The following is a 6,588-nucleotide window of genomic DNA, read 5'->3' as shown; positions in this document are numbered from 1 at the left end:
CTACGGGGCGTCAAACCAGATGATCAACCAGGTCGAACGGCGGGCTGCCCCTTCAACAAAACCTTAATCGAGTCTGGCTCCGTAACTTGCGGTGCCGGCCGACCGGCGCAGAGAGAGCCCTGGCTCAGCGAAAATGCCGGTCAGGGTGGTCTTGCCAAGGTTGGCAGGTGAGCTGAATCGGTACCTCATTGTTGCTTGTGGGGCACGACAAAGCTTGGCAAGTGCGCTAGTGTAGTCCGTATAGAATGAATGCAGAGAGCCGCAACTCCCTAGATCTTGATCTATTTATCCCAAGGAGATTAGGATTACTGTATGTTGATGTCAGATTCTTTTGCCAGGGAAGCGGATATGTATTCACCTGTGGCGGCCTGTGCGGACATCTTGGCATCAACATGCGGCGGCGCTGTGAAGCACTTCTTCCAAGTCAAGGCCACCGCCGGAATACCGGACCTGGTTCTCGCCATATTTGACGAAGAGGAACTGGAATGCCGTTCCAGCAGAGGGCTGGCGCCGATCGTTGATGCGGTCGGTGTTTCTGCAATGACTTTCCTTGCTGATCGCCGCGCGGAGGTTGTCTCTACCGGTGAAGTGGCGACGGCGATTGGAATGTCGCCTGGCTATTTATCTTCCGATGTTCTTCCTTGTCTGGCTGTTGCAGGACATGTGTCGAAGGTGGCACGTGGAAAATGGCAAGCGAATCACACGTTCCGTTCGACTGTGCAACGGCTCGTGACGGTGGAGGCCAAGGTCGCTGCATGGAAGCGGGCACTGTGGCAAGCCCAACGCCATGCCGTTGGCGCTGACATGGCGTGGGTCATCCTCGATGGGGCCGCAGTAAGGCCAGCGCTATCCAATCTTACGCACTTTCAAAGAATGTGCATCGGAATGGCGGGCTTGAACATATCCGGCTCGCTGACCGTACATCAGCCGGCCCCTGCAAGAGTCAGCCGACGGGTTGCCCGTACAGTTCTTGCAGAACGCGTCACTCGCCTTCACCTTCTCGGTGAGTCCGAGTGGGAGTGGTCATCGATGTTCGGGTCGGACCGTTCCCGGGTCAAAGCAGCTGCAACCAGTTCGTGAGATGCTTGGGGTCGTCCTTCCCGAGCAGCGACTGTTGTTCTCTGAACTGCTGGGCACGCCGTACGATTCGCCTAACAGCCGCTCGTGCTCCCCCGGCAGAGTCCACACCCTTGGCGGCGGCGCACAACTGCCCTTGGGCGTACAAGGTATGCCACTGAAGAGTGCCCTTATTGTATGCACCCGTCTGATGGACCGCTTCGCACCAGCGGCAGTCGCAGGACACATGACCTCTTTGGCTTAAAAGCGATAGATGCGTCTCGAACTCGATGGAGTGGATGAGAGCGCGCTCAAAAATTCTCTGTACATCCGTGATATTTTTCTGCCTAGCGAAGGGTCGGTACTGCACGAATGCCTGCTGTGCCCCGGTAGTGCCTGTGCCAAAACCTCTTGCCCCGTGTGCCAGGAAGTACCACCCCGTCAGGCCGGATTGGGGGAAAATCAGCTTACGTTCCTCCTCTTCGGCGAGATTGCTGATCTCCTTATAGAAAGTGAGGACGTCGGGATCCCGGAGTACCGGGCCGGCTTCGTTGTAGCGCCACTGGCCCCGTACATACCACGTGTCAAACTGATCCCGTTCCAGTAGCTCCGCTAGAAGTAGCTCGGCGAGCGGGCGATTCGTCATGAAGTCGTGCGGCAGGGTTATGTTCAGCGCCATTCGTTCATCGCTCCTGAGGAGGGAATGGACGTGGTCCCCCTCATCGATGAGCTCGGCAATGCTCCGCGCCGCACGCGAAGGACTTAGCGCTCGTCCCGACGTCAGGACGACGTTTGCCCCTGCAAGGCGTTGGGCAGCTACAACCTCCTCAACGAAGCCCTCCTGCCCAATAAGGTCGAGGTAGGGAGCCCGCTGTCGCATGTTCGCCGCTCGGCGAGCGGCCGCTTGCCCCGCATTCGCGTTCGCGTGGAAGGCTGGGTCCTCGTTCTCAAGGACGAGCGATCCCCGATCTGCCCAGAACCCCTCGGGATCGGCGATGCGGACAGCCGCCACCTGGCAGTTGAAAACGTCTGCAATTTTGTTCGGAACATGACGTGGCAAGCTGGTGACTACACCGAGGCCCAGTGTGGAGCCGTGGTTCGCATGTAGGCGACTCAGCACTTCTCTACCCTGCGCAAAGTTCGGTTGGCCGGCGTGATACAGGAAGAGGGGGCGTCGTCCGTCAAGTGCTTGGTCTCTGGTGGGGATAGCAGAGGCGAGGCCGGCCCTGGTGATTGAGCCAGCTGGCGGTGTAGAGACAACAGTTCCCGACTGGCCGCCAGCGAGCACGATGTAAGCAGGATGTTCTTCGGCGAGTGCCATCACCTCGTACTGAACGGGCGGCTGGCTCTCCGCACTGCTGTCATCGATTTCGTCAAGCTCATCCCATGGATACTCATCAGGCGATTCTTCCCAAAAGCTCTCCACGGGCTTCCTCCCCTCAGGGCAGCCTCAGTATCCGGAGGTTGCTCCGGGTGCTGCCTCGCTTGTGAGCTTGGACAGAGAGTAGTCGATCCAGAACGCGACGCAACCCCTCGGGCGCCGTCGCCGTTAGCGGGCGCGCTCCGGCCTCCACGGCCTCCAGCATCCGGTCAAATTCATAGGTCACGCCTTCGTCGTAGAAGGGGTGCTGTCGGTTTAGTAACTGATGCACCATCACCCCTACAGCGAACAGGTCGCTTGCCTTGTGGGCAGGCTGGCTTCGTAACTGCTCCGGCGCCATGTACATTGGGGTGCCTAGGATGCCTGGATAGACGGTCAGCGTGGCTGCATCAACTTGCTTCGAAAGTCCGAGATCGAGAATCACGGGGCTCTGCCAGTTTCCATCCCGGAGCGCCACATTTGCCGGCTTCAGGTCGCGATGAATCGTTCCGCTCTCATGTAGCTCATGCAATCCTGCGAGGAGGGCTGCGAGCAGGCTCTCTGCCTCGTCTGGGTCGGGCCACTCTTGCTTGTTGATCCTCTCGGCTATATCGCCCCCAGCAATGTATTCGAACTCAAGAGCCGGGTAGGAACGGCCGTCTACGAACAAGTCAGTCAAAGCGTAGAGGCCAACAACATTTTGATGGCTAACACGCTGCAGTGCCTCCACCTCGCGTTCGATGCGCCGCGGGTCGGCAGGAGCTCCGCAGAGGATCTTGACGGCGCGGTCTCCAACCCTCCAAGTGTCACCAAAGGTGCCAACTCCGAGAAGGGCGGCATCTGTACCGAGGGCATTGCTAACGAGGTTTGGATCAAGCCGGGGACTCTGCGGAGACATGCTGGCCAGCTTAGGCAATTCTGGGATCGAGGGCGAGTGCTCTCCCTTTTGCCCAGACAGCGGCTTTCGTTCGTCTTGGCAGATAGCGTAATTCGTGAGGCGCGATCGGCTTCCGGCGGTCCGGTGACGGCCTAGCCTTGGTCCTCGTTGGCTCGTCCGAATCCGGCTCGTCTCCGGTCGGCTATGACCTCTGACTTACAGTCGTTGAGTGACCTGTCGGCTAGCTCTTTGGTCTTCGGCGGCTCGATGGCCCGCGGCGCGCCCATGGCCAACTCATGTGGCTCGCCAGATGACTGACGAGACCAGGGAGATGTGCGATCGTGATCTTGCTGTGGGCGCGCCGAACATGTGTCGAACTGTGGCCTAGATAGCATTGCCGTGCTCGGCGTATGTGGAGCCGCCGTTGCTGTGTACGGCGATCGCGGCCCGGATCCTACGAGCTAGCCGGGGTGGGCCGTGCTGCTCCAAGTCGTCGGTGGGCACGTAACGCCATTCGGTGACTTCTGCGTCTACGAAGCGGATGGCGCTTTCTCGCTCTGGGCTGAGCGTTCCGCCGTCGAAAACAAAGAGGATCTTGTCGCCTTCGTACTCGGCAGGTGCCCAGTCAACGACCAGCATCGGGCCGATGGGGGTGGTGAGGCCGAGTTCTTCTTCGACTTCGCGCACGCAGGCGGCTCGGGGCGATTCACCGGGTTCGACGTAGCCGCCGGGGATGTCCCAGTGGTTCTTGTAGCTGGGGCGTACGAGGAGCACGTGGCCTTCGTTGTTGAGGAAGAGGGCGCCTGCGGCGACGCGTGGGGTTGCCACGGGTGGCATCTCGTTGGCCGTCACCAGGGCAGCCTAGACGGGCTGAGGTCAGTCGAGCACCTTGAGTCGGCGGGCAAGGCTGACCAACTCTGCGGAGGGCTTGCCGCGTTGGCGTCGTACCCAGGTGAGGGCGAGTTGGCGGCTGAGGAAGTGGTGGCGGACCTGTTCGGGTGCCATCTGTTCGGCGTCGAGCAGGGTGGTCTGCGCGTCGTCGACCCGGTTCCATGAGCTGTAGGCGCGGGCGACCTCCAGGGCGTGCCGCACTCGCCGTTCCATGGGTAGACCGGCGGTGTCAAGGCGCGGGCCCAGGTCGATGGCGACTTGTAGGTCTCCCAGTTCGGCGGCGGTGGCGACGCGGTGGATGGCGACGTTTGTCGGGCCGAAGGCGGTCCACAGGTGGTTGGCGTCGGCGCCGAGTGTGCTGGCGGCCTGGTCGGCTGCGGTGAGGAAGGTGCGGGTGGTGCCGGCGTCGTTAGCGCGGGCGGCGGCCATGGAGCCGGACAGGAACAGGGTGCCGTAGACGGACAGCAGCGCGGGCGTGGCCTGGCTGAGGTGTGGTTCGAGGTATCCGGCGGCGTCTTCGGTGAGGCGTACGGCTTCGGTGTAGCGGCCGGTGGCGAGTAGGGCATGGCCGACGGAGCGGAACAGAGAGCCGGTGACGAGGGGGTCGCCGGTGGGTCGTACGGCGGATAGGCCGCGGTCAGCGGCGATCCAGGCGAGGTCGGCTTCCCCGAGTTTGGTGAGCTGGGTGGCGGTGAGTTGGTAGGCCAGGCCGAGGAGCCGGCGGGCGTCGTCCTGGTCGTCACCGTCGTGATGGTCGGCGGCGGCCTGGGCGCGGTGGAGCAAGTCGGGTAGGCGGCTGGTGACGTACCCGAATCGCGAGTCCTGGTAGCCGTCCCAGAGCGCGCCGACCTCTTTCCTGAGCACGGCGACGCTGGGCGGCTCCGCGTCGGTGCCGGCACCGAACGGGGCAAGGGCGCGGTAGTTCATGAGGGCGGCGCGCAGCGTGGGGACGGTCTGGGTGCCACTGTCAGCAGTCCAGTCGAGCAGGGAGGGTTCGCCGAGGAGGTCGCCGAGGGAAATGTCCAGGACTTCGGCGAGGGACTTGATGACGGATAGGCGGTCAAGCTCGATCCGGTTGTTCTCCACCTTGCCGAGCCAGTCGGCGGTACGGCCGATGAGTCCTGCGAGGACTTCTTGCGACAGGCCGCGTCGACGGCGGTACCAGGCGACGCGTTCGCCGATGGTCAGGGTGTTCGTGGTCCCGGGCACCGGTTCACTGTCTCCCCTCGGTCGGTAGCGACCCCGGAAGGATTTTCCGGGTCGATAGGCGGTTCGTGCCACAGCCTGTGTTCATGACGGGGCTGAACGTATCGACCAACTGCCAATCCTGCTCCGGTGCGGGCTGGAAGTACACCCTCGCCCGCGCCGAGGTCCGCGCGATCGGACGAAGCGCGGAGCGGACTCGGTCGCTGGCCCGGCGGTCCTGCCTGGACTGTGCCGGGTCCGGTCGTACGGCGTCCTGCTGAGGCTGGCCCGGGGTGGGTGCTGGCATGGGGCCGCGACCCGAACAACGGTCCCGACTGAGCCCGCCCGCCTCGGTGCCTCGCAGGCCGGAACCTCGTCCGCCGGGTGTTCCCGAACCGGGCGACCTGGTGTTCCTAGACCGCCGGGCGTCGGTGCAGTTCGGCGGTGACCGGGCGCTGTGGCTGCGGGTGTCCTCCATCGGGGATCGGCCGATGTATGACGGCTGGGTGTGGCTCACCGGCTACGCCATCAACCCGACCACGGGGCAGGCGTTGGCGCGAAGGGAGGTCTTCGCGCAGATCGCCGGTCTTCAGATCAACCCCCAACCCACCGGCCCGCCCGGAACGGCACGGCGGACGACGAGGAGGCGTGGTGTTTGACCTACGGGTACGACTCGGCGCAGTGCTGCGTATCGAGGCAGCCGACCGCTACCGCCCCGCCGACGGGCCAGTGACGCTGCGGGTCACCGGGGTTCGCCTGGTGCTGAACCGGCCCGAGCGGGAGCAGTGGATCTGGGTCGAGGGCGCCAAGGTCACCCCACGCCACCAACGCGGCGAACGCACGCAGGTTCTCGTACCCACGCGGCTGTTCACGCCGACGGACGAGACACGGTGACCACCTACCTCTCGGGGGCGGTGCGGGAGCAGTTGCGGGCCGCACAGTCGCAGCTTGATCTGCACACGCCGTCGAGCGCGGACGGGCGTTGTCCTGACTGCCGGTTAGATGGTCCGTGTCCCCAGCGTCGGGCGGCGTTGCGCGTGTTCGGCCGGTACGGCTTCCTGCCGCGTCGGTGGCCCGGCGCGACCCGGCCGGAACGGGTGGTGACGTCGGCGTCCTGGTCGGGGTGGCTGGCCGCTGCGGTCGAGGGTGTGACACCGAACGGCTGAGCTGACTTGTTCTGTTATGCAAACAACTCATAAGCTGCTGTAATTCATGCAGC

The 6,588-nt window shown here is 63.4% G+C and carries 8 protein-coding genes; 4 read left to right on the top strand and 4 right to left on the bottom strand.

Going from position 1 to position 6,588, the window contains the following annotated elements:
- The first annotated feature begins 312 nt into the window (after positions 1-312).
- Positions 313-1,080, top strand: coding sequence for a hypothetical protein (locus EYA84_RS23435; RefSeq protein WP_131055372.1), 768 nt, complete (start codon positions 313-315; stop codon positions 1,078-1,080).
- On the opposite strand, the gene EYA84_RS23430 is transcribed toward EYA84_RS23435, so the two are convergent.
- The 4 genes from EYA84_RS23430 to EYA84_RS23415 form a co-directional block, all read right to left on the bottom strand.
- Positions 1,055-2,482, bottom strand: coding sequence for a hypothetical protein (locus EYA84_RS23430; protein ID WP_131055370.1), 1,428 nt, complete (start codon positions 2,480-2,482; stop codon positions 1,055-1,057). The two genes, EYA84_RS23435 and EYA84_RS23430, sit on opposite strands and share 26 nt — an antisense overlap.
- Positions 2,483-2,495: 13 nt before the next feature.
- A complete protein-coding gene (locus EYA84_RS23425; protein WP_131055368.1) occupies positions 2,496-3,314 on the bottom strand; it encodes a serine/threonine-protein kinase in 819 nt (272 codons plus the stop codon).
- Positions 3,315-3,677: 363 nt separating this feature from the next.
- Entirely contained in the window at positions 3,678-4,145 is a 468-nt protein-coding gene (locus EYA84_RS23420; RefSeq protein WP_236145919.1) for an NUDIX hydrolase, read from the bottom strand.
- Positions 4,146-4,169: 24 nt separating this feature from the next.
- Positions 4,170-5,393, bottom strand: coding sequence for a helix-turn-helix domain-containing protein (locus EYA84_RS23415; protein ID WP_131055366.1), 1,224 nt, complete (start codon positions 5,391-5,393; stop codon positions 4,170-4,172).
- A gap of 383 nt (positions 5,394-5,776) precedes the next feature.
- On the opposite strand from EYA84_RS23415, the gene EYA84_RS23410 reads away from it, so the two are divergent.
- The 3 genes from EYA84_RS23410 to EYA84_RS23400 are packed head-to-tail and all read left to right on the top strand — an operon-like array spanning position 5,777 to position 6,535.
- A complete protein-coding gene (locus EYA84_RS23410; RefSeq protein ID WP_131055364.1) occupies positions 5,777-6,028 on the top strand; it encodes a hypothetical protein in 252 nt (83 codons plus the stop codon).
- A complete protein-coding gene (locus tag EYA84_RS23405; RefSeq protein ID WP_162854380.1) occupies positions 6,021-6,263 on the top strand; it encodes a hypothetical protein in 243 nt (80 codons plus the stop codon). The genes EYA84_RS23410 and EYA84_RS23405 overlap by 8 nt, the downstream gene beginning before the upstream one ends.
- Positions 6,260-6,535 (top strand): hypothetical protein, encoded by a 276-nt coding sequence (locus EYA84_RS23400; protein ID WP_236145918.1) that lies wholly within the window; start codon positions 6,260-6,262, stop codon positions 6,533-6,535. The genes EYA84_RS23405 and EYA84_RS23400 overlap by 4 nt, the downstream gene beginning before the upstream one ends.
- Positions 6,536-6,588 lie beyond the last annotated feature (53 nt).

Origin of the sequence: Verrucosispora sp. SN26_14.1 (assembly GCF_004307965.1) — a bacterium.
Lineage (GTDB): Bacteria > Actinomycetota > Actinomycetes > Mycobacteriales > Micromonosporaceae > Micromonospora.
The sequence above is the reverse complement of the archived record's forward strand: the minus strand, read 5'-3'. Positions and strand labels throughout refer to the sequence as shown.

Coding starts and splice junctions, on each gene's coding strand:
- EYA84_RS23435 (WP_131055372.1), top strand. CDS start 313: ATGTTGATGTCAGATTCTTTTGCCAGGGAAGCGGATATGTATTCACCT.
- EYA84_RS23425 (WP_131055368.1), bottom strand. CDS start 3,314: ATGTCTCCGCAGAGTCCCCGGCTTGATCCAAACCTCGTTAGCAATGCC.